This is a genomic window from Bacillus sp. FSL R9-9497 (genome assembly GCF_038005805.1).
Lineage (GTDB): Bacteria > Bacillota > Bacilli > Bacillales > Bacillaceae_G > Bacillus_A > Bacillus_A cereus.
The window spans coordinates 262,501-265,000 of sequence record NZ_JBBOTY010000001.1 but is presented as its reverse complement, the minus strand read 5'-3'; the positions used below and the strand labels follow the sequence as shown (position 1 = coordinate 265,000).

The window sequence follows — 2,500 nt, the reverse complement described above, 5'->3', positions numbered from 1 at the left end:
TATTTGCCGCATTCATAACAGGAAACTTCGGTAAGTGGAATAAATCTTTTAGTTGATAAGTAAATTCATCAATAACAGTTGAATATCCACAATCTTCAATAATAACTTTAACATTAGAAGGTAAATCTTCTCCTGAAGTCATCATTACAGTTGCCCCGCCCATTGAAACACCAAATAGAGCTATTTCAGCATCAGGGTCTTTCTTTAAGATTTGTTGAATCCAAATTAAAATATCTTTACGATCATGCCAACCCATACCAACATAATCCCCTTCACTATTTCCGTGTCCACGAAGGTCTGGTGCTATGACATTATAGCCTTGTTCATAAAAGTTACGAATATATTTCGTCATTTCCGATGCTCTACCACTATATCCATGAACTCCAATTGCCCATTTATGACTAGATGGTTCATTCATATATTCATAACCTTTTAAATTTAATTTATCGAAAGAACGTATAGTTAATGTGTTAGGTTTATACTTCGATACGAAGTTTGCATTCTTTTCTTCATTTGCAGCCAATACATCTCCCGACGCATTTACCGTTTCCACTAAATGAGGATTATCTTGCAAAAATTCCTTTTCTTGTTTCGCATTTAATGCATAGTTATAAAAATAATTTCCAACTAACATATACACGATTACTAGCAGGACTAAGACTACTATAGTAATTATACTTATCTTTTTCATATTATCTCCTTTTCTAACTTAAATCTTCTTATATTAAAGTACATCAAAAACAACTGTACTATTTTAACATACCAATGAATTCTATCTTTGATAAATAAAATAGAAAATCTTAAATTACCTGTCAAAAATCACGAAACAAATTGAATAAAACTTATATAGCTACGTACTCAAAAATCTTTAAAAAAATGAGCAGCACTTCAAAATATTTAGCTTTGAAAAGAAATTATAAAACACAAAAAAGACGAGTCATTCTGACTCGTCTTAAAGTTGCTTGGCGACGTCCTACTCTCACAGGGACAAGGTCCCAACTACCATCGGCGCTAGAGAGCTTAACTTCCGTGTTCGGTATGGGAACGGGTGTGACCTCTCTGCCATCATCACCAAACTATTGAAGGCATATTCCTTCAAAACTAGATAACATTGCTACATATTATATGGTTAAGTCCTCGATCTATTAGTATTCGTCAGCTCCACATGTCACCATGCTTCCACCTCGAACCTATCAACCTGATCATCTTTCAGGGATCTTACTAGCTTACGCTATGGGAAATCTCATCTTGAGGGGGGCTTCATGCTTAGATGCTTTCAGCACTTATCCCTTCCGCACATAGCTACCCAGCTATGCCCTTGGCAGAACAACTGGTACACCAGCGGTGCGTCCATCCCGGTCCTCTCGTACTAAGGACAGCTCCTCTCAAATTTCCTACGCCCACGACGGATAGGGACCGAACTGTCTCACGACGTTCTGAACCCAGCTCGCGTACCGCTTTAATGGGCGAACAGCCCAACCCTTGGGACCGACTACAGCCCCAGGATGCGATGAGCCGACATCGAGGTGCCAAACCTCCCCGTCGATGTGGACTCTTGGGGGAGATAAGCCTGTTATCCCCGGGGTAGCTTTTATCCGTTGAGCGATGGCCCTTCCATGCGGAACCACCGGATCACTAAGCCCGACTTTCGTCCCTGCTCGACTTGTAGGTCTCGCAGTCAAGCTCCCTTATGCCTTTGCACTCTACGAATGATTTCCAACCATTCTGAGGGAACCTTTGGGCGCCTCCGTTACACTTTAGGAGGCGACCGCCCCAGTCAAACTGCCCACCTGACACTGTCTCCCGGGTCGATAAGACCCGTAGGTTAGAATTTCAATACAGTCAGGGCGGTATCCCACCAGCGCCTCCACCGAAGCTAGCGCTCCGGTTTCAATGGCTCCCGCCTATCCTGTACAAACTGTACCAAAATTCAATATCAGGCTACAGTAAAGCTCCACGGGGTCTTTCCGTCCTGTCGCGGGTAACCTGCATCTTCACAGGTACTATAATTTCACCGAGTCTCTGGTTGAGACAGTGCCCAAATCGTTACACCTTTCGTGCGGGTCGGAACTTACCCGACAAGGAATTTCGCTACCTTAGGACCGTTATAGTTACGGCCGCCGTTTACTGGGGCTTCAGTTCAGAGCTTCGCTTACGCTAACCCCTCTCCTTAACCTTCCAGCACCGGGCAGGTGTCACCCCCTATACTTCGCCTTACGGCTTCGCAGAGAGCTGTGTTTTTGCTAAACAGTCGCTTGGGCCTATTCACTGCGGCTTTCCGTTAAGAAAGCACCCCTTCTCCCGAAGTTACGGGGTCATTTTGCCGAGTTCCTTAACCAGAGTTCTCTCGCACACCTTAGGATTCTCTCCTCGCCTACCTGTGTCGGTTTGCGGTACAGGCACCTTTTATCTCGCTAGAAGCTTTTCTTGGCAGCGGGGAATCAAAGACTTCGCTCCATAAGGAGCTTCCCCATCACAGCTCAGCCTTTACGATAAGCGG

General features: G+C 44.1%; 1 protein-coding gene and 2 rRNA genes (2 of these 3 running past the window's edge). All 3 read right to left on the bottom strand.

Features of this window, described 5'->3' with window-relative positions; genetic code table 11:
* On the bottom strand, nucleotides 1-691 hold the 5' portion of the coding sequence (locus MKY21_RS01525) for an alpha/beta hydrolase (RefSeq protein WP_341075280.1). 269 nt of this gene lie to the left of the window's left edge; the window shows 691 of its 960 coding nt (coding positions 1-691); the start codon lies at nucleotides 689-691; the stop codon falls past the left edge of the window.
* 269 nt (nucleotides 692-960) lie between these two features.
* Nucleotides 961-1,076, bottom strand: a 5S ribosomal RNA gene (gene rrf, locus MKY21_RS01520).
* Nucleotides 1,077-1,125: 49 nt separating this feature from the next.
* Nucleotides 1,126-2,500, bottom strand: a 23S ribosomal RNA gene (locus MKY21_RS01515); it runs 1,548 nt beyond the window's last position.